18 protein-coding genes and 1 pseudogene are annotated in these 21,708 nt (G+C 63.3%); 9 read left to right on the plus strand and 10 right to left on the minus strand.

Translation table 11 applies throughout. The features are described from left to right. Positions 1-106 precede the first annotated feature (106 nt). Positions 107-756, plus strand: a pseudogene (locus MXC99_RS01665) (IS5 family transposase); the annotation flags it as partial. Positions 757-909: 153 nt separating this feature from the next. Here the strand turns inward: MXC99_RS01665 and MXC99_RS01670 are convergent. Genes MXC99_RS01670 through MXC99_RS01690 form a run of 5 tightly spaced genes read right to left on the minus strand, consistent with a single transcriptional unit; the run spans position 910 to position 7,949 of the window. Then, positions 910-4,047, minus strand: coding sequence for a hypothetical protein (locus tag MXC99_RS01670; RefSeq protein ID WP_247723891.1), 3,138 nt, complete (start codon positions 4,045-4,047; stop codon positions 910-912). After that, positions 4,044-6,557 (minus strand): hypothetical protein, encoded by a 2,514-nt coding sequence (locus MXC99_RS01675; RefSeq protein ID WP_247723892.1) that lies wholly within the window; start codon positions 6,555-6,557, stop codon positions 4,044-4,046. The genes MXC99_RS01670 and MXC99_RS01675 overlap by 4 nt, the downstream gene beginning before the upstream one ends. Continuing rightward, the gene (locus MXC99_RS01680; protein WP_247723893.1) at positions 6,532-7,233 is read right to left on the minus strand and encodes a hypothetical protein; all 702 of its coding nucleotides are present in this window, start codon (positions 7,231-7,233) and stop codon (positions 6,532-6,534) included. The genes MXC99_RS01675 and MXC99_RS01680 overlap by 26 nt, the downstream gene beginning before the upstream one ends. 40 nt (positions 7,234-7,273) lie before the next feature. Beyond that, on the minus strand, positions 7,274-7,681 hold the full coding sequence (locus MXC99_RS01685; protein WP_247723894.1) for a PIN domain-containing protein: 408 nt from the start codon (positions 7,679-7,681) through the stop codon (positions 7,274-7,276). 7 nt (positions 7,682-7,688) lie between these two features. Further along, positions 7,689-7,949 (minus strand): prevent-host-death protein, encoded by a 261-nt coding sequence (locus MXC99_RS01690; RefSeq protein WP_247723895.1) that lies wholly within the window; start codon positions 7,947-7,949, stop codon positions 7,689-7,691. Between the two features lie 837 nt (positions 7,950-8,786). Between MXC99_RS01690 and MXC99_RS01695 the strand changes: the two genes are divergently transcribed. The 3 genes from MXC99_RS01695 (at position 8,787) to MXC99_RS01705 (ending at position 14,234) form a co-directional block, all read left to right on the plus strand. After that, the gene (locus MXC99_RS01695) at positions 8,787-9,908 is read left to right on the plus strand and encodes a Fic family protein (protein ID WP_247723896.1); all 1,122 of its coding nucleotides are present in this window, start codon (positions 8,787-8,789) and stop codon (positions 9,906-9,908) included. Between the two features lie 525 nt (positions 9,909-10,433). Then, entirely contained in the window at positions 10,434-11,816 is a 1,383-nt protein-coding gene (locus tag MXC99_RS01700) for an FAD-binding oxidoreductase (protein ID WP_247723897.1), read from the plus strand. A 153-nt stretch (positions 11,817-11,969) separates the two neighbouring features. Then, positions 11,970-14,234, plus strand: coding sequence for an OsmC domain/YcaO domain-containing protein (locus MXC99_RS01705; protein ID WP_247723898.1), 2,265 nt, complete (start codon positions 11,970-11,972; stop codon positions 14,232-14,234). A 14-nt stretch (positions 14,235-14,248) separates the two neighbouring features. Here MXC99_RS01705 and MXC99_RS01710 read toward each other — a convergent pair whose 3' ends face one another. Together MXC99_RS01710 and MXC99_RS01715 are read right to left on the minus strand one after the other, a co-directional pair. Next, on the minus strand, positions 14,249-14,629 hold the full coding sequence (locus MXC99_RS01710) for a type II toxin-antitoxin system PemK/MazF family toxin (RefSeq protein ID WP_247723899.1): 381 nt from the start codon (positions 14,627-14,629) through the stop codon (positions 14,249-14,251). After that, a complete protein-coding gene (locus MXC99_RS01715; protein WP_107219623.1) occupies positions 14,626-14,877 on the minus strand; it encodes an AbrB/MazE/SpoVT family DNA-binding domain-containing protein in 252 nt (83 codons plus the stop codon). Before MXC99_RS01715 ends, MXC99_RS01710 begins: the two co-directional genes overlap by 4 nt. Before the next feature lie 355 nt (positions 14,878-15,232). On the opposite strand from MXC99_RS01715, the gene MXC99_RS01720 reads away from it, so the two are divergent. From MXC99_RS01720 to MXC99_RS01730, 3 genes are all read left to right on the plus strand, one after another. Continuing rightward, positions 15,233-15,436 carry a YjfB family protein gene (locus MXC99_RS01720; protein WP_107219631.1) on the plus strand — a complete coding sequence of 68 codons (204 nt, stop codon included), beginning with the start codon at positions 15,233-15,235 and terminating at the stop codon, positions 15,434-15,436. Positions 15,437-15,536: 100 nt separating this feature from the next. Next, positions 15,537-15,905 carry a hypothetical protein gene (locus MXC99_RS01725; protein ID WP_247723900.1) on the plus strand — a complete coding sequence of 123 codons (369 nt, stop codon included), beginning with the start codon at positions 15,537-15,539 and terminating at the stop codon, positions 15,903-15,905. Further along, entirely contained in the window at positions 15,902-16,138 is a 237-nt protein-coding gene (locus MXC99_RS01730) for a hypothetical protein (protein WP_247723901.1), read from the plus strand. Before MXC99_RS01725 ends, MXC99_RS01730 begins: the two co-directional genes overlap by 4 nt. A gap of 156 nt (positions 16,139-16,294) precedes the next feature. Here the strand turns inward: MXC99_RS01730 and MXC99_RS01735 are convergent, their stop codons facing one another. From MXC99_RS01735 to MXC99_RS01750, 3 genes are all read right to left on the minus strand, one after another. After that, positions 16,295-16,729 carry an Rrf2 family transcriptional regulator gene (locus MXC99_RS01735; RefSeq protein ID WP_247723902.1) on the minus strand — a complete coding sequence of 145 codons (435 nt, stop codon included), beginning with the start codon at positions 16,727-16,729 and terminating at the stop codon, positions 16,295-16,297. A 224-nt stretch (positions 16,730-16,953) separates the two neighbouring features. Beyond that, complete coding sequence (norV, locus tag MXC99_RS16895) at positions 16,954-19,605, minus strand: anaerobic nitric oxide reductase flavorubredoxin (RefSeq protein ID WP_282100117.1); 2,652 nt, start codon at positions 19,603-19,605, stop codon at positions 16,954-16,956. 408 nt (positions 19,606-20,013) lie between these two features. Beyond that, a complete protein-coding gene (locus MXC99_RS01750) occupies positions 20,014-20,931 on the minus strand; it encodes a LysR family transcriptional regulator (RefSeq protein ID WP_247723903.1) in 918 nt (305 codons plus the stop codon). A 137-nt stretch (positions 20,932-21,068) separates the two neighbouring features. Between MXC99_RS01750 and MXC99_RS01755 the strand changes: the two genes are divergently transcribed. Then, positions 21,069-21,620, plus strand: a complete 552-nt coding sequence (locus MXC99_RS01755; RefSeq protein WP_247723904.1) for a VOC family protein — start codon at positions 21,069-21,071, stop codon at positions 21,618-21,620. Continuing rightward, a partial coding sequence (locus MXC99_RS01760; protein ID WP_247723906.1) for a hypothetical protein occupies positions 21,617-21,708 on the plus strand: 92 nt, incomplete at its 3' end. The genes MXC99_RS01755 and MXC99_RS01760, both read left to right, overlap by 4 nt.

Raw genomic sequence — 21,708 nt, forward strand, 5'->3', positions numbered from 1 at the left:
TGCGCTGCTGTGAGCAGCTCAAGCGCACGCTGGCAGCCATCGGGCCACCGAACCCCCTCCGTTTGCTGGCTGATCATGCAGATGGGCTGGGGTAACTGCCGGATTTAGGATCAACGCAGTGTTCTGGATTCTGCGTACCGGCGCCCCGTGGCGTGATCTGCCCCCGGACTATGGCAACTGGAAGAATACGCACCGCCGTTTTTGCCGCTGGCGGGACAAGGGCGTGTGGGCGCAGCTGCTCGAAGCGCTGGTCACCGAGCCGGACTTTGAATGGCTGATGATCGATGCCACCCATGCCAAGGTCCATCCGCATGCTGCGGGTGCTCGCGGTGGCAATCAGGCTATGGGGGTCACAAAAGGGGGCTGAACAGCAAGCTGCATCTGGCCGTGGACGCCCATGGCATGCCGGTGCGCATCCTGCTCACTGATGGCACGACGGCCGATTGTACCCAGGCCGCAGCCTTGATCGAGGGCTTGAGTGCAGAACATCTGCTGGCCGATCGGGGCTATGACAGCGACGCCCTTGTGGAGCAAGCCACCCAGCAAGGCATGCAGGGGGTGCTTCCACCGCGCAAGAACCGCAAGACGCCCCGTGCCTATGATGTGGCGTTGTACCGCCATCGGCATCTGGTCGAAAACGTTTTCCTGCAACTCAAGCGCTGGCGCGGGATTGCCACCCGATATGCCAAGAATGCCGATTCATTCCTGGCGGCCGCCCAGATCCGCTGCATCGCCATCTGGGCTCGGGTCTTGTGACGACACTATCTAGTTCGGACGCATTTCGTGCCGAGTTGCTTGAGTTTTGACATGAAGGTGCGGAAGCCCTGGCCTGAGCAGGCCTGGCGTACGCAGCCTCTGGTCGAACCTTGGAAACGACGACTGAGAGGACGCAGACCAACGTCGTAACGGTCAATCAAGCGTGAGGAGCAAGTAGTAGGCGGCTAGTTCCAGCGCCGATCCCCCGCGTCTGCTCCAGCTCTGGCGACTGCCGGCATCGGCGCTACGGGGGGGGCGGATCCAGACGTTCAGTGTGCCGTAAGGCGGTGTGCCAGTGCTGGCCGATGCTTCCCCATTCTGAATGGGTGCCCACAGGATCTCGTCTGGCATAACGGCCTGCCAGTGTGCGCGCTGCGCACTGGGGCTCTGGCGTGAGCGCTTGGCCGGCGAATGCTGGGCCATGATCTGCAGAAAGTGTTCGTCTTTCGAATTCAGATTTGCGTTCGCCCCAGCGCTTGCGCGCAGTAGCACGCGAAGCCACCAGGCCGCTTGGGAGGGGTGCAGCAAGCGCATCGCGTGCGCCCGTGGGTAGCGATACTTAGCATAGAGACTGACCCACTTTGCAAGTAAGCGTGGGTAGCGCACACCGAGCTTCGAGAGCGCGAGGCCAAGGCTGTCGCCCTGAATGCGCTCAGCCGTGGCGGGCGGAAGACCGGGCAGTGGCCAGGATCGATCGATACGCACACGACCGATGCTCACGGTGCTCCGGGCCTCCTCCGAGAAACGCTTCGGGGCCTGGGCGGCACGGAGCATCCGCATTCGATATTTGTCAGCGTCCTGGGGGGCGCCCAACGCGGTCTCTGGCTTGTTTCGCCGCAATGCGTCGAGCAGCAGGCAGGGGGCGGGACGTGCCAGTTCCGCCGGCGGGGCGTCGTCGGCCGTCTCGGGAGGCGTCCAATCGAGCGCCCTGAGCGGTTCGAATTGCGCCAGTGTCGGCAGGGCAGCCTGCTCCGGCGGAAGGCGCGCCCACAACAGCGCCGACAACTGCGCGCGTTCAGGGCCGTGGCGGTGGCGCAGCACACGCAGGTGCGAGACGCTCATGTCTGCCAGGGCGGCGGCCAACGCATCCTCCAAGGGCGGGAGGGAGCGTAAGGCAAAGCGATACAGCGCCCAGTCGCACAGGTGAAAGTAGCTCTCAAGCGTGGTTTCCGGCGTCGCATGGCCGGCAACCGCCGCCACGCTCCAGAGTCGGGGGCGTATCGGATGAGTGGGGCCGACCAGGGCGTCGAGCAGTGCCGGTGCCGGGGTGTGAGTCGGCGCCGAGTCGGACATCTCTAGCACCCTCGGGACCTCCGGGAGGAGGTCCTCGAAGATCTTCAGGCCATAGAGATTGATCCCCGAGTGGCGCAAATGATGAAACCGTAAGCTGGCATCACCCGTGACGGCGCGCATGGCCGCCTCGATGGGGTGAAAGAGCCTGCGCTCCGACACCGGCCAGCCGGGGTTGTCCGGGTCCTCGAAGAGGGGGCTGTCTTGCAGCGGGTCGCCCGGTCCGGTCGTGCCTGCGCGTTTCAGCGCGACAAAACCTCGAATCAGCGCAGACTCTTCCTCTGTGCACAGCGCGCTCAAGTCGATTGCCCGCCGGCTTGCGCCCCGCTTGAGGGCACGTTTGCGATGCGGCATGACCAGCAGCGTCAGACGGTCATGTCCGATGATGTCGCGTATGCGCAGCCCGTGCGTCTCGCTGCGGCGCAGACAGCCGCGCCGGGCAAGGATGGCGGCAATCTGCGTCGGCGCATCCGGGTGGCTGCGATCATGGCGATCGAGCACTTGCCGGATCAGCAAGAACTCTTCTTCACTGATGAGATTTGCGTCCACACTCGATTCGGCGCCGTCGCCCAGATCGACATCGAGCGGGGGGAAACCATGCGTGTCTTCCAGATAGCGATGAAAGGAGCGCAGCGCGCTGACCACCGGACTGCGGTTGCTCGGGCGCACGCTTCCGGCAAGCTCGAGCAGGATGTCGTCCCAGGGTTCGATCAGACTCAGCGGTGATGCGTCGGCGAGGAACAAGGACAGGCGCCGATCGATCCGGCTCAAGAGCGTGAATGCGCTGCTGATACGCAATTTCCGACCCCCACTGCGCTTGGGCTGGATGTCGCGCAGGATCCACTGCGCGAGCAGGGCAGGGAGAGAGCCGGCTGGAACGCTGGCGATGAAGTCCTTCAAGGCCTGGCTGACCTTTGGCACAGTGGGGGCGGGTTTTTGCCGTCGCGGAACGACAGCACGCAGCTTCTGGATCCACGCCTGACCTGACACCCGGACATCAACTGAAGAAGGGGGTTGGGTGTCCTGCATGGGGTCGCTCCCTGCATTGTCGTTCTCCGCGGCAGCGCGCGTCTCGACGAGGGGGAGGGGAGCCCGTAACCGTTGGCGGGACAGCACCCGGAAAAAGGCTGTAGGAGGGAGCACCGCCGAGGCCTGCTGACCGAGCGCCCAGCGATGAATCACAGGCGGTAGTTCAAAGGCCCAGAAGCTTTGAAAGGGTGCGAGCAGCGCGCGTAACGAGCGAATGTTCTGCTGCCTTAACTGCAGCACCGCGTTGATGGCTTGCCAGATGGCGGTCGCCACAACGGCGCCATCAAGCAGCGGCGTGACGCCCCGCTCGCTGCGCCAACGCAGCAGCAGGGCCTCGGTGATCGGATCGAGCAACGCCCGATCCCAGCGGCTGGTGCCGTTTGGCCACTCCACCCAACTGGTTTGCTCAAATCGGTTCAGGTGCGTGTGCGCATGCTGGCAAAAGCCGATGAGTCGCTGTGGGGCGACGATCGCGCTGTAGGCGATGGCGGCAAACAGCACATCGCCCGCTTGCACGGTGGGCCGCTCGGGGCCGTGGGTTCGCCAGCGCTCGACGAATGTCGTCTGCAGCCTATCCGCCTCGGAGAGTTCGCGGAATCGCTCCGGGTTGAGCGCGGAGCTGGGCAGTCTCAGCTTGACGATGCGCCCGGGGGGGCGAACCTGCCAGCTCAACGCCTTGCGTCCGCGTTCGAGCCCACGCACAAGGAAGTTGATCGCCCAGCGGCGCGGGTCGCCCGCGAACTCTTCATGGATCGCAGCTTCGACCCCGCGGACCGTCTCATCCGGGATGACGAGCCCCACCGTGCCCTCGAGCCAGGACTGCAGGTCGTTGTTGCGCAGATAGTCGATGACCCAGCACTCGACGTCGTAGCGCCGTTCTTCCGCCGCCTCCCGACGCCGCTTGACATCCTTCGCGGTGGATTTGACCGCGCTTGCCATGGGCTGAAACCCCGCCCAGGGAGCCGTACTCATGCAAATCCTCGCACAAGCTTGAAGCCTGTCGTCTGCAGCGCCCGCTCGACAAAAGGCCGCAACCGCTCGACGAGCACCGTGGGCGCCAGCGTCGAGAACCGCCCCCAGGGCTCACGGCCTCGCACCCAGTGCCCCATGAGCGCATCGATCAACTCGGCAGGACAGCCGAGTTCGACGAGTAATGAGCGTAGGTAATGCCGGTTGCAGTTATGCGGCAGGCGAAATTCGGGTGCTGTGCGCTCAAGTTGCGTGCGGATATCCGGATCGTTCGAGCGCGCGGGGCGAACACGGCCTTTGCTGCGTACGAGATAGAACAGCAGGCCGTCACGTTGCTGCTTCTGCTTGCCATCGATGACGTGCTCGACAGCGAGATGACCTTCCAGTGCGATCAGATGGCGTGCCCAATGTTCGAGTTGCTCGAGCACCAAATCAGGTAGAGGTAGCAGACGCGACGAGTAGCTCGCGACATCATCCTTGTCGGAGAGGAGGATGACGCCACGTGCTCGATTGATGCGATCCCAGGCTGGAAGCGGCTCGCCGACATCGCGTAGGCCAGTCGCAAAGCGCAGCATGAAGTGCACGTATTGCGCGAACGCGTTGTGGAGCCGGATGCGGTAGTCGGGTTTCAGCACCTCACCGCGTGCGCACTCAAACGCTGCTTCGAGCGCGTTGGCAAGGTGCAAGACTGTTGACCGTTTGGGGCAGATCGGGCTGCCGATGTGGATGTTCTTTTTTTGAAGCGCCTCAGGATGGGGCGGCACATTGATCGGAGCGCCTGCGGCCTTCAGTTCATTGATGACATCGTCCATCAGCGCATGTACGCAGCGCACGAACTGCGCCGCAATCTCGGTATGCGACGCAGTGAAATAGTGTAGTTGTGTGTCGGACAGACGGTGTGTTGTCGATGCGACCAGGCTTGCATAAGCGAGGTCGCCCGACATATCGGCTAGCCGAGAAAACAGGGTGCGCGCGATACGTGTCGGCGTCAGCCGTGACTGCGTTTCTTGCGCAATGACGTGGATCTGATCTTTCATCGTCTGGACCAGCCGTGTCGAATCCGACTCGAAGGCGTCCGTGCCCATGAGACCATCGGGCTTATCGTGCGTACGCAGTCGGCGCGTAGCCGAAAGCCTCCTTAGGTAGGGCCTGAGTAAGGGGCCGAGCGGAAGATGAACACGATCGTACGTGGGCTGCGCCAAGGCAAAATCGGCTTTCTTATACGACGGGGACGCTTTTGGTCGCGCGGCCGGCAGGACAAGAAATCCCTCCTTCATCGTGAAGGCGAGTGATTTTGACGGGAAGTGAATCGGCAGACTGTCGGCGTCGGCGTACAGTCGTAGACGGACGGCGTGGGCGGGCACAACGCCAGCCCAAAAGCAGACCGCCAACCCGATGATGGTTTCAACAGCGAGTTGATGCGGGGGGCCGTACCCGGTGCCCGGTTGGGCTTTCGACGCAACTTCGCGTAGCTGAAAGCGCAGTTCGTGCAGGAAGAGCGCAACTTCTGCAGTCGATAGTCGGGACGGATCCGTGGGCAGAAACTGGTTGGCACGCTCGATCTGAGAGATCAGGCTCTGGCGCAGCAGGACTTGTGACGCCAGCGGGGGTGTCGAGCGTCGTGCCTCTTCAGCTTCAACATCTCCATCTTCCTGCTCGTCGGCATCGGGTTCGAGTACCGAGACGAATTCATGATCCTCGGCCAGTTCGTCGGCAGCAAGCCCCGTCTGGCGCGCCTCAGCACGCATCGATTGTGTTGTCCGCGCGCTGACGCGCTCGATGCGCAGAGGCCGGTATCCCGTATCGTCTGTGGATAGGGTGTCTTCGCGGGTAATGGCCCCGCCACGACGGGTTCCTCCAGTCTTGCGAAGCAGGAATCGCAACAGGCGCTCGACCGCCTCGACGTGGCGTAGCTCACTGTTTTTCCCTACAAGGCTAATGCTTTCATGATCAAGGGCGCTGCGATAAGCCGATAGGTCACTGAAAGTCGTCGGCAGTTGATTGATGACCGCAGTGTTAAGCGCGAGCCGTGCTGCATCGCAGGCGTTCTTGATGCTGCTCTTATAGTCGGCACCCGGACGGCCTGTGATGCGGATCTGCTTCGCCGCGACGATGACAAGTACGGCTGCGAGCACGCCAGGAGAGGAAGCGTCTGTGGTCGGCAGGGAGCCAATCAGGGCGTATAGGGGGTGTTCGCCAATGACGCCCTGAAACGGGGATTGGCGCTTGGGGTCGGCAATGACCTTGTCGCAGTCTTCGTGCTGTGAAAGTTTTGGCAGCACGGTGCCGACTTCATCGACGCCTGCGCTAAGGGCGGCGCACAACGACAGCGAGGCCTCAGTGATTGAGTCGTCCTCACCACTGACACGACCTAATACGGGCAGTAGGACCTGGACACCACGGATGACGAGGTCAAGTGCCTGCAATGTGGGTGGAGGTTCGATCCACGCCAGCAACGCGAGGGCTTCAGGGGCGTTCGCAAGCGCCTCACGAAAACGGGCCAGCGCGCTCATCGGGCTCCTCGTCTGTTGTTTCAGGCGTCGATACGGGGGCTGACGCGGACGGCGCCGGCGGTGGTGATTTTTGTCGCAGTTGGCTCAGCCGGGCGTGAGAGCGATGCCCGAGAAAGCCGGCCAAGCTGCGCAGAGAGATAAGGTTGGGCGTGGTCTCGGATAGGACGGTCCGGCCAATGAGTTCTTGGGCGCGAACGAGCACCGCGTCGCGCAGCGCCGCATCGGGCATAAGTGCCGTGAGCTTGAGCCAAAAGTCAGCGTGTGCGAGCAGTTTGACGTCCTCGACGTTATCCGCTGTCGTGTAGCTCACGACCGGGACGCTTTCGAAGCTCGGCACGTGCGGGAGTTTTGGTTTGCGGCCACGCGGTTTTGGCGCGGGAACCTGCAATCTGTGCGCGAGTACGGCGCGCCAAGTGTCCAGGCCGCTGACAACGAAGTACGGCTTGCTTTTGGACTTGGCTTGGCTGCTGACTACGATGCCGATGGGATGCTGGAGGAGAAGCATCCACACCGCCGTTTCCGTCAAGCGCAGGTAGTCATCCGCCCGTTTCGGATAACTGTCGATGCACTCGACCGGCACGTCCGGATGAATGCCCTCGATCTTGGCGATAGGCACCTCGATCCGCTCGGCGCTTGCCATCAGTTGGGCGAGGCGGTTTGGGCGGCTGGACGTCATGAGCGCAGGGAGCGTTGCTGTATGTCGCGATCCGTCGGCGCTAATCAGAGCCCAGATAGAGCTCGACAGTTGCCGTCGTCCAAGTCGGTACGCCTGTGCCAAAAAAATCCTGATCCTCGGTCCAGATCGGACAGTCCATCAGAAGCGCGGCAGCCAGGCCAGGCCAGTCGCGCGCATCTCGATGCGCAATGCGTGCTCGCGCTTCGGCTTCGACCAGTGTCAGCTCATCCGCTCCGATCAGTTGCACGGCCTCCATTAGCGTATCGAGCGCGTTACGCCACACTGCCTCAGGGATGCCGCGGCCAGGAGCGAGTTGCGCGAGGTAGCGCTGAGCCTCCTCGAAGTTGGCTTCGGCAACATAAAACGCCACATGCTCGCTCGATTCAGCAATGAGTTGCCGCACGCGCTTTCCAAAGACCGCGCGGATCAGGATGTTGGCGTCGATCACCAGTCGCTTATGTTGCATCCTGTGCCTTGCGCCAGACCTTGAAATCGGCAGACAACTCTTCCTCGGTGATCCCAAGGCGCGCCATCTCCTCCTGCATGCGCCGTCCTGCCTCGAGCAATGCCGCCCGCTCGGACTGGTTCGGTTGCTTGGGGACGGGGATGTAGAAGCCGATGGTCTGGCCGTGCCGTGTCACCTCGATCGGTGTCGACGACTCCAGGTATTCGGCGAGCTTGGCGCGTAGTTCGCGCATGCCGATGCGTAGGCTCATACTTCTCTCCTTGATTACTAATTACGTACTCAATTTATAGCACAAGCGTAATCACACTGTCGGCGTGTTACTGGCGTGCTTGCAGGCAGTGCAGCATCGGGTAAAGCGTTTCGCACAACTGCTACTGGGCGTGTAAACCTGGACAACCGAACCGGAGTCCGGCCCTGAAATTTACACCACCTTGACGGACGCTATCCGCACCAATAGTCAAAAAGTGGTTACTAAATGACACGCATAGAGATTACATCAACGCAGGGCTTCATGGGCTCAAGCGGCATTACGTCCGATTCCGCGTCTGCTCTAGTTGGCGCAATATCTATGATTTTCAAAGAATGAAGCCGATTTAGGCCAAAATATATTCTTCTGGGGCGCCTTGTTTGCATGCACTCCGAAGGCAGGGGTCGGACGTTCGAATCGTCTCGGGCGCGCCAGAATCGAAAAGGCGCTGATTTCATTGAGAAATCAGCGCCTTTTTTCACTTGAGCGGAACAACGACGCTGGGCACAGGGCACGTAAACAGATTTCTGATCTGATCCGCGATGTTCCTTGGACTGATGGCACAAAGCCTGCCAGGAATGCGGCGTGAGAGGATGAGGCGCAGGCGCAGCCCTCAATCTCCTCATTTCCAATCATTTTCTTGTCCAGATTGAGTAGATTCACGGCAGCTCCTCACTTTTTGACGGGATAGGCAGCCTGCGGCGCGGTACCTCCCCCCAAACGACCTGCCTCCCCGAAAGCAACTGGCGCGATTTCCTTGCGGCGAAGGCGCGCTTTATCCGCCGCATGTTCTGCGGCGAATGATTTGTCCAAGCGGCGAAAACTGCCCATAATGGCCGCATGAAAAGCGGTGATTATGAGTACATCTGGCAGGCGCCTGACTGGCCCGATTGGCGTTACGACCTCGCGGCGCTGACCGGTCCCCTGGTCGAGGTCGGTCGGGCGCAAGGCATGCTGATGGGGCGTCTTACCGACGTAGGCCTCGCCCTGCGCGATCAGGCCAGCCTGAACGCGCTCACCGAGGACGTGGTCAAGACCAGCGAGATCGAGGGCGAGCAACTCAACGTCGAGTCGGTGCGCTCGTCGATTGCCCGCCGCCTTGGAGTGGACATCGGTGCGTTAGCGCCCGTAGATCGACACGTCGAAGGCGTGGTCGAGATGATCCTCGACGCAACTACAAACTGCCATGCGGACATGACGCCGCAGCGCTTGCTTTCCTGGCACGCCGCGTTGTTTCCGACCGGTTATTCTGGCCTTGCCCGAATCAGGATCGGTGCTTGGCGCGATGATGCCAATGGTCCGATGCAGGTGGTGTCAGGCCCGATCGGACGCCAGCGCGTTCATTTCGAAGCGCCGCCAGCGCCAAGCCTGGACATCGAAATGCGGCGTCTCCTCGCGTGGATCAACGGCGCGCCGAACGAGCCACCCCTCATCAGAGCCGGGCTGGGCCATCTGTGGTTCGTCACGCTTCATCCTTTTGACGACGGCAATGGTCGCATTGCCCGTGCGCTGGGGGATCTGCTTCTTGCCCGCGCCGAGGGTACGCCGCAGCGCTTCTATAGCCTGTCGGCGCAAATTCAGCGCGAACGCAAAAGCTACTATGAGATTCTCGAACGAACCCAGAAAGGAAGCCTGGACGTCACCGAATGGCTCGCATGGTTCCTCGCGACCTTGCATCGGGCGATCGATCAGGCGCAAGTCACCCTCGATGCCGTCCTCGCCAAGGCCCGTTTCTGGCAACGCTTCGCCGGGGTGCCGATGAACGAGCGCCAGATCAAATTGCTCAACCGCTTGCTCGACGGCTTCGAGGGTAAGCTCACGACCAGCAAGTGGGCGGCGATCGCCAAGTGCTCTTCGGATACCGCGCTGCGCGACATCAGCGAACTGCTGTCCCACGGGGTCCTGAAAAAATCGACGGCAGGTGGTCGCAGCACGAACTATGAGCTCGTCGACTCTGAGTAAGGAGCCGGGATTACGCAGGCAGTACGTTCTAGCGTCAAAACGAAACGATGTGCAGCGTGGTCGGGACCAATTATGCTCGGCGGTGATCACGGAGGTCGGTCTTGGTAGCTTGAGGGGTGAGCGATACAAGCTCGATCCAGTGCCCATGCTCGTCGTCGCGGGCGCGCCAGATACCGAAAGGCGCTGATTTCATGAAGAAATAAGCGCCTTTTTCACATCTCCCGCGCCGGTCAGAGGTCGAGCCAGCCACCTTTGGCGAAGCGGCGATGGGCTTGTTCTGCGCGATGCGTTCTTCTCCTCCAAAACGCAGCGTCGGCGGTCGTGATTTTCCGCAGAGATTTTCCTAGACTGCGGTCGTGAGGCGCGCGCGTTCGCGCCCCGCAAACCCGGTCGCCCCGACGGGCACCCCCCGGATCCGGATCCCTTTTCTTCCGCCCCCGCGCGGCAACCTCCGTTCGATGGCGGCCGCACGCCAGTCGTGCCGGCTTCGCACAACTGTTGCCGACGCCGGCAGAGGAGATACGGATGAATGCGTTATCCAAGGAACAGGCCGCGCCGCTCGCGGCCGCCGTCAGCGGCCGGGTGGTGCTCCCGGACGCCCCCGAATTCGACGAACTACGGAAAGTCTGGAACGGAATGGTCGACCGGCACCCCGCCGCGATCGTGCAGTGCGCGAGCGCGGACGACGTCGCCCCAGCGATCGCATTTGCGCGCGGGCGCGGGCTGACGATCTCGGTCCGCGGCGGCGGGCATCACATTGCGGGCAATTCGATTGCCGATGGCGGGCTCGTCATCGACTTTTCCGCGATGCGCGCGGTCCGCGTCGATGCGGCGCGCCGGAGCGCGGCCGTCGAGCCCGGGGCGACGCTCGCCGACTTCGACGCGGCTGTGCAGCGCCACGGTCTCGTCGTGCCGGTGGGCATCAACTCGACGACCGGGATTTCGGGGCTTACGCTCGGCGGCGGCTTCGGCTGGCTGACGCGCAAGTACGGGCTGACGATCGACGCACTGCGGTCCGCAGACGTCATTACCGCCGACGGCGAGAAGCTGTGTGCGAGCGCGAGCGAGAATGCAGACCTGTTCTGGGCGCTGCGCGGCGGCGGCGGGAATTTTGGCGTCGTTACGCGCTACGAGTTCGAACCGAGTCCGCTCGGCCCGAACATCGTCGCCGGCCTGATCGTCTATCCGTTTGCGCAGGCCAAACAGGTGCTGACGCGCTACCGCGATTTCGTCGCGGGTGCGCCGGAGGAGCTGACGGCGTGGATCGTGCTGCGCCATGCGCCACCGTTGCCATTCCTTCCGGCCGACGTGCACGGGACGAAGGTCGTCGTCGTCGCGCTCGCGTATTGTGGCGACGTGTCGCAAGCGGAAGTGGTGGCCGCACCGCTGCACGTGCTTGGCGCGGCGCACGGCGCGCATGTCGGCGAGATGCCGTACGTCGACTGGCAGAAGGCGTTCGACCCGCTGCTCGCGCCCGGGGCGCGGAATTACTGGAAATCCCACAACTTCACTGAGCTGAGCGACGCGGCCCTCGACACGAAGATCGAGTACGCGGGCAGACTGCCCTCGCCGCAGTGCGAGATCTTCATCGGCCACCTCGCAGGTGCGCCGAACCGGGTTGCGCGGAACGCGACGGCGTATCTCGCGCGCGACGCGAAGTTCGTCATGAACGTGCACGCGCGCTGGGACGACTCCGCGCAGGATGCGGAGTGCATCGGGTGGGCGCACGACCTTTTCCGCGCCTCCGCACCCTATGCATCCGGTGGCGCCTACGTAAACTTCATGACGGAGGACGAAGGCGAGCGCGTCGCCGCGGCGTATGGCGAAAACTACGAGCGGCTCAGGGAGATAAAGCGCCGGTACGACCCGCAGAATGTGTTTCACATGAACCAGAACATCAAGCCGTGAAGTCGTCCAGCGCCCGCAACCTCAGGGGCGGAGGTACGCGTCCCTGAGGTCGGCGTTACGGCCGATGAAGCTCCCGCGGCCACGCCCCGGGAGCGCGAGAAAACGGCGACAATGGCGGCCAACCCGGTTTGAACGCCATTTCAGGATTCCCCTATGGAAATCAAGGTTAATTTTCTCGATAAGCTTCGTCTTGAAGCGAAGTTCGATGACTTCACGGTGGTGGCCGACCAGCCTGTCCGCTATAAGGGCGACGGCTCGGCGCCGGGGCCGTTCGACTACTTTCTGGCGTCATCGGCACTGTGCGCGGCTTACTTCGTGAAGCTCTACTGCGAAACGCGCAATATTCCCACCGAAAACATCCGCCTGTCGCAGAACAACATCGTCGATCCGGAGAACCGCTACAAGCAGATCTTCAAGATCCAGGTCGAGCTGCCGGAGGATCTCTCCGCCGCCGACCGCCAGGGCATCCTGCGCTCGGTCGAGCGCTGTACGGTGAAAAGGGTGGTGCAGACCGGGCCCGAGTTCGTGATCGAAGCGGTGGACAATCTGGATGCCGATGCCCAGGCCTTGCTGACGCTGGACCCGGAATCCGAAGCAAGCACCTTTATTACGGGCAAGGACCTGCCGCTGGAGCAGACCATCGCCAACATGTCGGGGGTTCTGGCGGACCTGGGCATCAAGATCGAGATCGCCTCGTGGCGCAATCTCGTGCCCAACGTGTGGTCGCTGCATATTCGCGATGCGCACTCGCCGATGTGTTTCACCAACGGCAAGGGTGCAAGCAAGGAAAGCGCGCTGGCGTCGGCCTTGGGCGAATATATCGAGCGGCTCAATTGCAACCACTTCTACAACGACCAGTTCTGGGGGGAGGACATCGCCGACGCGGCGTTCGTGCATTACCCGAACGAGCGCTGGTTCAAGCCCGGCCCCGACGATGCGCTGCCGGCGGAGATTCTCGACGCGTACTGCCTGCAGATCTACAACCCCGAGGGCGAGTTGCGCGGCTCGCATCTGTACGACACCAATTCCGGCAATGTGCAGCGCGGCATCTGCGCGCTGCCTTATGTGCGCCAGTCGGACGGCGCGGTGGTGTATTTCCCCACCAACCTGATCGACAATCTCTTCCTCAGCAATGGCATGAGTGCCGGCAACACGCTGGCCGAAGCGCAGGTGCAATGCCTGTCGGAAATCTTCGAGCGGGCGGTCAAGCGCGAGATTCTCGAAGGCGAACTCGCGCTGCCCGACGTGCCGCCCGAGGTGCTGGCGAAATATCCCGGCATCGTCGCCGGCATTGAAGAGCTGGAGCGGCAGGGCTTTCCGGTGCTGGTCAAGGATGCATCGCTGGGCGGGGCGTATCCGGTGATGTGCGTCACCTTGATGAACCCGCGCACCGGCGGTGTGTTCGCCTCGTTCGGGGCGCACCCCAGCCTGGAGGTGGCGCTGGAACGCAGCCTGACCGAGTTGCTGCAGGGGCGCAGCTTCGAAGGCCTCAACGATCTGCCCCCGCCCACCTTCGAAAGCAACGCGGTGACCGAGCCGAACAACTTCGTCGAGCATTTCATCGATTCCAGCGGCGTGGTGTCGTGGCGCTTCTTCAGTGCCAAAGCCGATTTCGATTTCGTCGAGTGGGACTTTTCCGGCCAGGGAGAAAACACCAACGCCGAGGAAGCCGCAACCCTGTTCGGCATCCTCGAAGACCTGGGTAAGGAAGTGTACGTGGCCGTGCATGACCAGCTCGGCGCAACCGCCTGTCGCATCCTGGTACCGGGGTACTCGGAGATCTATCCGGTGGAGGATTTGATCTGGGACAACACCAACAAGGCCTTGTCGTTCCGTGCCGATATCCTGAACCTGCATCGACTGGACGATGCCGGCCTGGAGGCGCTGCTCGAACGGCTGGAACACAGTGAACTCGATGACTACACCGACATCATTACCTTGATCGGCATCGAGTTCGACGAGAACACGGCCTGGGGCCAGCTGACGATTCTGGAATTGAAGCTGCTGATCCATCTCGCCTTGCAGCAGTTCGAAGCGGCGAAGGAGCGGGTGGAAGCCTACCTGCAATACAACGAGAACACGCTCGAGCGCGGACTGTTCTATCAGGCCCTGAATGCGGTGCTGGAGGTGCTGCTCGACGACGCCCTGGAACTGGACGACTACGAGGCCAATTTCCGCCGGATGTTCGGCAACCCGCGGATGGACGCGGTGATCGGCTCGGTAAACGGCAGCGTGCGCTTCTTCGGCCTGACCCCAACGAGCATGAAACTGGAAGGGCTCGACCGGCACCAGCGCCTGATCGACAGCTACCGGAAACTGCACACGGCGCGGGCCACGGTGGCGGATTTATCCAGTCGGGGTACGGGTCGGGGTGGGGTCGGCCACCAGGCTGAGCGGATGGCTTCCACAAGAAACTGATGCCGCCGCAGCCCTTACGCGAGCTGAACGATCTGGTTCAGCACCGCGCACGCCTCGCGGAACTGCGCATCCGGCAGCCGCTTCATCGGGTGCGGCGCCGCATCCCGCATCCGCCAGTCGAAGGACTTCGGCTGGTGGCACAGCACGTAGCTGGTCTTGCCGGTGCGTCGCCCGCCCGCTAAGCCGGCCGCAACCGCGAACGGATTGTCGGCGTTGTACTCCGCGGTCGTCATCGGCATGCCGATGACCAGCGATGTGCGGTCATTGAAGGCGCGGGGCGACAGCACCAGAAAGGGATGGCGGTCGCGCATCTCGCGGCCGGCCTGCGGGTTGCAGTCGATCCAGATGATCTCCCCGCGGTCCGGCACCCACGGCGCCTTGCCGCGCGCGCTCACCAGCGCTCGGCCCCGACGCTCGGGCTGGCCATCGCCTCGCCGCCGTGCCGTGCCGGGTCAAAGCCTGCAAGGCGCTGTTCGAGACTCAGACTCTCCTGCACGATGGGCGTGATCACCACGCGGCCCTCTTCGACGGTGATCCGCACCTGCTGATCGGCATCGAGATGAGCCTCTCGCGCCACTGCGGCGGGCAGGCGCACGCCGAGGCTGTTGCCCCAGTGCTTGATGGCAAGAATGGCTTCGGTCATGGCGTCGGTGCTCCGTGTGTTTAAACGCAGTATAGACGTCGCGGCGCCGCAGACCAAGGAACCGCAGCCGCGGCGCAGGCGTGACCTTCGCGGACGCCAGTCAACGTCGTTCGCCCTGAGCGAAGAAAGCCCCATGGCGTTACAGAGCCAACCGAGAGAACCGCCACTCCCGTTCGCCCTGAGCCTGTCGAAGGGCGTTTCCTGGTCGCGTGTGCGTACCATCGTCCGGTGCCGGCGTTCGGGCTGGCCATCGCCTTGCTGCGGTGCTTTGCTTTCAGTCCAGGTGCCGGCGAGCCTTCGGCAATGATGACATTTGTGATGTATCCTCGAACGCCTCACCTCGTAAGGAGTTGTCATGGACGTTGCAGTCAGCAACCTGGTCAATGTCGCCGTGCAGATGCAGCAGGCGAATGTCGAGCACGAAAAACAGGCCACAATCCTGAAGAAAGCGCTGGATGCGCAGTCCTCGGTGACGCTGCAGCTGCTGCAGGCCGTCGCCCCGCCCCCTGCTCTGGCCACTGAAGGCGTGCAGGGCACGCGGATCAACACCTACGCTTGAGAACGGGGTCGGGAAAAGAAGCGCGGATTTCCGCCTTTCCCGCTGGTTTGCCCGCGCCGGGAGTGCGGGCATTTCCGCCACCTCCTGCCGAAAATCGACCATGTCCTTCGATAACACGATCCCCCTGCGCACCCTGACCGACGAGGTGATGCCCCAGCTCGCAGCGGCGGAAACGCTGCTGCACAACACCCTGCGCTCGATCCTCGCCGTTACCCGCGATCCCGCCCAGCGTGCCCGCTGCGAGCAGCAGCAAGAAGTGCTCGATCTGGAGCTGTTCCGCATCCGTCTCAACTTCGACAGCCTGCTCCGGCGCCACGCCGGGGCCGTGGCGGCAATGGCCGGTGCCGGCGCCGGCGACCCCGGCCCGGTGCTGCAGCTGGATTCTGCCGAGGCCGAAGCGGTGCGCAGCGCCCGCCGGTTGTGCGAACAGATCAAGGCGCTGCGCGCCGGCGCGCCCGACTTCCGATGACACCCGCCGAGGTGCAGCGCGTGCGCGCCGAATTCGACACCCTGCTCGCGCACATCGCCGGGCTGATCCGGCGCTTCGAGGCGAGTGGGGGCGATGTGGCAATGCGTGACGACTACCTCGCGCTCCACCGCCTGCAGGCCCGGACCCTGATCCAGCGCCAGGAGTACGTTGCCGACGAAGCTCCGGGGGTGATGCCGCCGGGAACGAGTGCTCCGCCCGGCGAACTGCACTGAGCAATGGCCCTTCGCGCCAAGCCAAGTCGATCGATTCGTCCCAAGGCATGCCGGATCGGACCTCGACCGCCGCAGCGGCACGCGCGCCTGCACCCAGCCCAGCGCGTCGATGCCGACTCTGCTACCTGAATGGCATTGGACTCGGCGGCACCGGGCTCAGGCCGGCACCCACCTGAGGAGCTTTTCGAGGCGCTGCGGTTCTTGCTGCAGATCGCTGAGGGTGTATTTGCCGAGCACGGCGAGGAAGGCTTCCTGCGCCTCGAGCATGATGTGGTTCAGCCGGCATGACGGCAGGATCCGGCAGGTCGGCTCGTGGCAGTTGATCGGGGTCAGCGTTTCCTCGACGGCTTCGACGACGCTTCGCAGGTTGATTTTGGTTGCCGGGCGGTTGAGGCGGATGCCGCCGCCCTTGCCGCGGATCGTTTCGACATAACCCAGCCGCGCCAGGTGGTTCACGATCTTGACCAGGTTGTTGCGGGGGATGTCGAAATGCTCCGACACGATGGAGATCGTGACGAGTTCGGCCGGCTTCTGCAGTCCGAGAAAAATCAGCGTGCGAAACGCGTAGTCGGTGTATCGGGTCAGCTGCATCGCGCTCTCTCGGCATGTCTCAGGGGCTGGTGTCGCCCCGGTTTCCGCTCCTGGCGGTTCGGCTCATGGGCCGGGTAGCCGGAATCGCGCGCAAGCGTACCACGGGCGCTGAAATAGGTGTATTTCGGACGCACCTTTATGCCGCAGGCAGGGCGCGCCGGCCCCGCCTTTGGCGCATCGCTCCCCGCGCCGGCCGGGTGGATCGGCGGGGGGGCGGGCGCGGCTCAGAGCAGTGCCGGCAGTTGCTGCAGCAGGGCTGCGCCATTGCTCAGATGGACTCCGGTGACGACGTAGCCGACCAGTTCGCCGTCGCCGTTGTGTGCCTTGCCGGTGAGGCCGCTTTCATCGCCCTCGACGGTCCAGTTCAGGCCGTCCGTGACCGTGCGGCCGCCGACCTGGATCGGCAGGGCTGGCGTTTTGACGACGGTCGGCATTGCCGGCAGGCATAGCGGGGTAGGCTCGCCGGCAAGCGTTTTTGCGAGCGCCTGGGCGGACAGCGCCAGCGGTTGCATGAAGGGCAGCACGAGCCCCTCGATTTCGGCGCAGTCGCCCAGGGCGTAGATGTGCTCGGCGCTGCTTCTCAGATACGAGTCGACCTGGATGCCCCGATTGATCCTGAGCCCGGCCGCGCCTGCAAGCGCCGTGCGGGGACGCAGGCCTGCGGCGGCGATGACGGTGTCGATCTCGACGGTCGTCCCGTCCGAGAGCTGCGCGGTCATTGCGCCGCCGCTCGAGTCGAGGGCGGTGACGCGGTGCCCGAGGTGGAGGCGGCAACCTTTCTGCGCCAGCGTTGCTTCGAGGTGGCGGCTGACGAATTCGGGCAACAGCTTGGCGAGCGAGTGGGGTGAGGAGTCGGTCAGCCAGACCTGCTGTCCGCCCTCGGCGAGATCCAGCGCGATCTCGGTGCCGACCAGGCCGGCGCCGATGACCAGCACGCGCTCTCCGGCGCTGACGTGGCGCAGGTAGTTTTCGTAATCGGCGAGGTTGTTGAGGGTGATCATCCGATCGGTGGCGTTGCCTTCGAGCGGAGGAATCCAGGGGTTGGCGCCGAGGGCCAGGACGAGATCGCGGTAGGGCAGCGTTTCATCTCCGATCCGTACCGTTTTCCGCTGCCGGTCGATCGCATCCACCCGGGTATGGGTCCGGATCGTGATGCCGAACTCATGGGCCAGCTGTGCCGCCGTGCGTTCGACGAAGTCGGCGGCGCCGAGCTTGCGGCTGAAGCCATGGACCAGCTGCGGTTTGGAATAGTCGGCGCCGTCGTCGGCGGTGACGACAACCACCGGCGTGTGCGGGTCGAGGGCGCGGAACGCGCGCACCAGCTGGTAGGTTGCGCTGCCGCCGCCGACGATGACGACGGGGGCGGACTGCGCTGCCGCGGCGGTGGTGGCGCCGGCGCCGTTGGGCATGCGGTGCAGCGGTTCGAACACGGATTTGCCGAGGAAGCACTCCGGGCAGAGGAAGGTGTCGGGAATGTCGGACCACGGGGTGCCGGCGGCGATGCCTTGCGCCGGGCTGCCTTGCGCGGGGTCGTAGATCCAGCAGCAGACCCGGCAGCGCATCGCGTTCGCGCTCTCCGGAAGGGTATTCCTGACCGCTGCGGCGGCCGCTTTCGGGGCGGGGCGTGCCGGTGCCGGCTGCGTCGCGGCCGCTGTCCGCTCGATCACATTCGCCGGCTCCGCGCCGCCGCGCCATTCCTGCGCGATGCGCTGGCCGAAGGCGACGCAGTCGGCGAGGGCGTCCTCGGTCGGCTTCCACAGGGCCTTGATGCCGCTGGCGACATTGAAGCCGGCCTCTTCGAGGCGCTCGCCGATGCGGTCGACGGCGCCGCCGTTCCAGCCGTGGCTGCCGAACGGGGAGGCGTATTTGCCGCGGAAGCGCAGCCCGCGCATTTCCTCGAGCAGCGCCGCCACTTGCGGGAGCATGCCGTTATTGACGGTGGGCGAGCCGATCAGCACGCCTTTCGACTTGAACACCTGGGTCAGGACGTCGTTCTTGTCGGAAAGGGCGAGGTTGAACATCTTGACTTCGACCGCCGGGTCGGCGGCGCGGATGCCGCGGGTGATCGCTTCCGCCATGTGGCGGGTGCCGTTCCACATCGTGTCGTACACCAGGGTGATCTGGTTTTCCTGGTAATCGTCGGCCCACGCCAGGTATTGCTCGACGATCTGCGCCGGATTGTCGCGCCAGATGACGCCGTGGGCCGGGCAGATCATGTCGAGCGGCAGGTTGAACGACAGCACTTCCTTGATTTTTACCGTCACCAGCGGGCTGAACGGCGTCAGGATGTTGGCGTAATACTTCAGGCACTCGGCGCGCAGCTCGTCCTGGTCCACGAGGTCGTTGTACATCTTTTCGCTGGCGTAGTGCTGGCCGAACGCGTCGTTGCTGAACAGCACCGCGTCCCCGCTCAGATACGTCAGCATGCTGTCCGGCCAGTGCAGCATCGGCGCTTCGACGAATACCAGCTGCTTGCCGTTGCCGAGGTCGAGCGTGTCGCCGGTCTTGACGATGCGGAAGTTCCAGTCCTTGTGGAAGTGCCCTTTGAGCGATTTGACGCCATTCTCGGTGCAATAGATCGGGGTGTCGGGAATTCTCGCCAGCAATGCCGGCAGCGCACCGCTGTGGTCGATCTCGGCGTGGTTGGCGATGATGTAGTCGATCCGGTGGAGATCGATTTCCTTTTCGAGGTTGTCGACGAACTCCTGGGCGTAGGGGCTCCAGACGGTATCGATCAGTGCGACTTTTTCCTCGCGCACGAGGTAGCTGTTATAGCTCGAGCCTTTGTGCGTCGAGTATTCCGCGCCGTGAAACTCACGCAGCTCCCAATCGAGCTTGCCGACCCAGGTAATGTTGTTTTTGACCACGAAAGACATTCCATGCTCCTTATCTGGTGAGGACTCTTGCAGGGCCTTTCGCGGCACAAGAGTCTAGTACATGTATATAAGATGAAACTTTTATGGCTGTTCTGTGCAGCTTCCCTGCTTTGTCGCGAAACATCGCGCCAAATGGATGGGGTTGGAACGAAGCCTGGAAACCCGCTCGAGCCCTGTAAACAGTGCATTCTCGGTCGATTGTGGCGATCGAGTGCACGCCTTGCGGCAAGGGATGAGTCAGTCGGTAACTAGCAGGTAACCCGGAATCGATGGTTGAAGGCTAACAGAAGATGCATTTAAAAAGCAACAATAAAATGTTCGATGCTCAACTGTTTGGGCGGAAGCGGTGTCCGGTCGCGATGCCGGGATGCGCCGGGTGCGGCTCCGCCGCCGCGGCATCCATGCTTTTTACGTATCCGCGGCGGAGAAGATGGCGTGCTCTGCGACGTACCGTGACAGATGATCGCGGAACGCCGCGGCGGCAGGCGAGAGCGAGCGGCCGTTGCGGGTGAAGATATAGAAGCGGCGGAACACTTCCGGGGCAACGAGCGGGCGCATCCTCAAGCCATACAGGCGGACGAGCGAAGCGGCATAGGGAATGCAGATCGTCGCCCCGAGCCCGACCGAAACCATGCTCAGTGCGGTCGACATGAAGGTCACGGTTGCGTTGGGGTTGAGATCGAGCTCGCGCATCGCGTTGTGAAGATCGGTCGACAGGCGCTCGGTGAACTGGCCCTGCAGGGTGATCAACGGGTAGCTGGCGAGCTCGGCCCAGCGCACCGACGCGGCGTTCGCCAGCGGGTGGTCGCGGTGAAAAACCGCATGGAAGGGCAACTCGAAGAGCAGCGCCGCGTCGATGTCGGAATTCGGGTCCCGCTCGGGGCCGACACCGAGGTCCACCTCCCCGGAAAAGACCCGTGAGGTCACGCTCTCGACCGCGCAGTCGATGAGCCGGATGGTGATGTCCGGACAGTCGCGCGCGAACGCAGCGATCACGTCCGGCAGCAGCGTGCAGGCCATCAACTGGGGGGCCGCGATGCGCACCACTCCCCGTTTCAGTGCCTTGATGTTTGCAACCTCGTCGAGGGCACCGTCGAGGTCGACGAGGATCTTCTCGATGTGCGGATAGATCCCGCGGCCGACCTCCGATAGCTGGATCCGCCGTGTGCTGCGGTCGAACAAGCGAACGCCCAGGACCTGCTCCAGTTCCTTGATCAGCCCGCTGAGGGCCGACTGCGTGATGTAGAGGCTCTCGGCTGCGAGGGTGAAGCTCCCGGTCCGGGTGACGGCGAGGAAGGCGCGGAGCTGGCGCAGCGTTACATTCATTTGCTTATCCGATAAGTCGATATGAAAAAGTCGTTTGAATGATAAAACGGTTTCGACTTTAATGGCGTTGTGACTTATGCGGCAATAAACGTAACCCCCTTGCCGAGGGGACGTTTTTACAGACAGAGGAGACTGCAATGACCCCGATCGTGAAAAAGATCCACCACGTGGCCTACCGCTGCAAGGACGCGCTCGAGACCGCGCGCTGGTACGAAAAGCATCTCGGCATGAAGCTGGTGCTGTCGATCGCCGAGGACGCCGTGCCTTCCACCGGCGAGCCCGATCCCTACATGCACATCTTCCTCGACGCCGGCATGGGCAACGTGCTCGCTTTCTTCGAGCTGCCCACCTGCGCGCCGATGGGGCGCGACCAGAACACCCCGGTGTGGACCCAGCACCTGGCGCTGCAGGTCGAGTCGGTGGAAGTGATGATGGCGGCCAAGGCCCGCCTCGAGGCCGAAGGCATCGAGGTCGTCGGTCCCACCGACCACGCCCTGTTCCAGTCGATCTACTTCTACGACCCCAACGGCCACCGCCTCGAACTCGCCGCCAACACCGCCTCGCCGAAGATGTACGAGGCCCTCGACCAGGTGAAGTGGGCGATGCTGGAAGAGTGGGCGCAGACGAAGAAGGCCCCCAAGCATGCCGCCTGGATGCACGATGGCAGCTACAAGGAGATGTTCAAGTGAAACTCGCCACCCTCAAGCACGGCGGCCGCGACGGCACCCTGGTCGTCGTCAGCCGCGACCTCACCCGCTGCCGCGCGGTGCCGGCGAT

The sequence above is a fragment of the Thauera aromatica genome, from assembly GCF_023093595.1.
Classification (GTDB): domain Bacteria; phylum Pseudomonadota; class Gammaproteobacteria; order Burkholderiales; family Rhodocyclaceae; genus Thauera; species Thauera aromatica_A.

Coding starts and splice junctions, on each gene's coding strand:
- MXC99_RS01670 (WP_247723891.1), bottom strand. CDS start 4,047: ATGAGTACGGCTCCCTGGGCGGGGTTTCAGCCCATGGCAAGCGCGGTC.
- MXC99_RS01675 (WP_247723892.1), bottom strand. CDS start 6,557: ATGAGCGCGCTGGCCCGTTTTCGTGAGGCGCTTGCGAACGCCCCTGAA.
- MXC99_RS01680 (WP_247723893.1), bottom strand. CDS start 7,233: ATGACGTCCAGCCGCCCAAACCGCCTCGCCCAACTGATGGCAAGCGCC.
- MXC99_RS01690 (WP_247723895.1), bottom strand. CDS start 7,949: ATGAGCCTACGCATCGGCATGCGCGAACTACGCGCCAAGCTCGCCGAA.
- MXC99_RS01695 (WP_247723896.1), top strand. CDS start 8,787: ATGAAAAGCGGTGATTATGAGTACATCTGGCAGGCGCCTGACTGGCCC.
- MXC99_RS01700 (WP_247723897.1), top strand. CDS start 10,434: ATGAATGCGTTATCCAAGGAACAGGCCGCGCCGCTCGCGGCCGCCGTC.
- MXC99_RS01705 (WP_247723898.1), top strand. CDS start 11,970: ATGGAAATCAAGGTTAATTTTCTCGATAAGCTTCGTCTTGAAGCGAAG.
- MXC99_RS01715 (WP_107219623.1), bottom strand. CDS start 14,877: ATGACCGAAGCCATTCTTGCCATCAAGCACTGGGGCAACAGCCTCGGC.
- MXC99_RS01720 (WP_107219631.1), top strand. CDS start 15,233: ATGGACGTTGCAGTCAGCAACCTGGTCAATGTCGCCGTGCAGATGCAG.
- MXC99_RS01725 (WP_247723900.1), top strand. CDS start 15,537: ATGTCCTTCGATAACACGATCCCCCTGCGCACCCTGACCGACGAGGTG.
- MXC99_RS01730 (WP_247723901.1), top strand. CDS start 15,902: ATGACACCCGCCGAGGTGCAGCGCGTGCGCGCCGAATTCGACACCCTG.
- MXC99_RS01735 (WP_247723902.1), bottom strand. CDS start 16,729: ATGCAGCTGACCCGATACACCGACTACGCGTTTCGCACGCTGATTTTT.
- norV (WP_282100117.1), bottom strand. CDS start 19,605: ATGTCTTTCGTGGTCAAAAACAACATTACCTGGGTCGGCAAGCTCGAT.
- MXC99_RS01750 (WP_247723903.1), bottom strand. CDS start 20,931: ATGAATGTAACGCTGCGCCAGCTCCGCGCCTTCCTCGCCGTCACCCGG.
- MXC99_RS01755 (WP_247723904.1), top strand. CDS start 21,069: ATGACCCCGATCGTGAAAAAGATCCACCACGTGGCCTACCGCTGCAAG.